We start from the raw sequence: 999 nt of genomic DNA on the forward strand, positions 1-999 counted from the left end.
ATAGAGGACTATGCGCCCGCTGACGACGATATAGGCCGAGTCGGCCACGTCATCCTCGCGGTAGAGCTTGTGGTCGGCCTGCAGAAAAGTGGTCTCGGCGCCGAAGGCCAGCAGGCGCAACTGTTCCTGCGTGAAGCCCTGAAAAAGCTTCACGGCGGACAGGATGCGGATGTCGTCATCCAGCGCCATCCTAGCTGTGTCCCCGAGCGGTCAGTCCAGTCCCTCCTTTGGAGCGCCGTCTCCTTGCGGGAGCGCGCACTCCAACTTTCAATCACGCATCGTGCGATGCGTGCAGCGAGCCGATCCATCACCCTCCAGCATCAGGATCGTACCCGAGGCAATCCCGCCCGACCGCCTATCTGTTTGGTTCGACGCAATTCCGATCGGAAAACCGCTTTCACACTTTTCCTGGAATCGCTCTAGATCATGAAATGTTTAAGGAACCAGCTTGTAGCCGCCGCTTTCTGTCACAAGAATTTCGGCATTGGAAGGATCGCGCTCAATCTTCTGGCGCAGCCGGTAGACATGGGTTTCCAGCGTGTGGGTGGTGACGCCGGAATTGTAACCCCACACTTCTTCCAAGAGCACGTCGCGCGTTACCACCTTCTGGTCGGCGCGATAGAGATATTTGATGATCGAGGCTTCCTTTTCGGTCAGCCGCACCTTGGCGCCGCGCGGATCGATCAAAAGCTTCTGGCTGGGCTTGAAGGTGTAGGGGCCGACCGAGAAGGTGGCGTCCTCGCTCTGCTCGTGCTGGCGCAACTGCGCACGGATGCGCGCCAAGAGCACCGCGAAGCGGAAAGGCTTGGTGACGTAATCGTTGGCGCCGGCCTCGAGCCCCAGAATGGTGTCGGAATCGGTGTCGTGGCCGGTCAGCATGATGATCGGGGCCTTATAGCCGCCCTTGCGCAGGATCTTCACCGCCTCGCGACCGTCCATGTCTGGCAGGCCGACGTCCATGATGAGCAGATCGACACGGCCGCCGCGCGCCGTGGCGAC

General features: G+C 60.4%; 2 protein-coding genes. Both read right to left on the reverse strand.

Annotated features, from left to right (window positions below; translation table 11 throughout):
- The coding region (locus EOA60_RS34605) for a cyclic nucleotide-binding domain-containing protein (RefSeq protein ID WP_164899844.1) at positions 1-189 on the reverse strand (189 nt) is incomplete at its 3' end.
- Between the two features lie 246 nt (positions 190-435).
- Positions 436-999: response regulator transcription factor (locus tag EOA60_RS34610; protein ID WP_164899845.1), on the reverse strand; the 564-nt coding region annotated here is incomplete at its 5' end.

This window comes from Mesorhizobium sp. M1A.F.Ca.IN.020.06.1.1, assembly GCF_004023265.1.
Lineage (GTDB): Bacteria > Pseudomonadota > Alphaproteobacteria > Rhizobiales > Rhizobiaceae > Mesorhizobium.